Here is a 246-nt window from a genome sequence, read left to right as displayed (position 1 = left end):
AGCGCGCGACGCCGATCGAGCTGCTCAAGCGCATCGGCTTTCTCGATCCCGAAGTCTCGCTCTCGCACTGTATCTTCATCGCCGGCCACAGCTGGACCGCGTTCCCGTTCGGCGACGATCTCAAGATCATCGCCGATTCCGGCGCCTCGGTCGCCTACAGCCCGCTGAAATATTTAAAGCTCGGCATCGTGATGGAGTCGTTCGACAAGTATTTGAAGGCCGGCGTCAACATGGGCATCGGCACCG

Annotated in this window: 1 pseudogene; it reads left to right on the top strand. The window is 60.2% G+C overall.

Features of this window, described 5'->3' with window-relative positions:
- Positions 1–246, top strand: a pseudogene (locus RAD10_RS42390) (amidohydrolase family protein); the annotation flags it as partial.

Source organism: Bradyrhizobium sp. 23AC, assembly GCF_054863025.1.
This window is presented reverse-complemented; position numbering and strand designations above follow the sequence as displayed.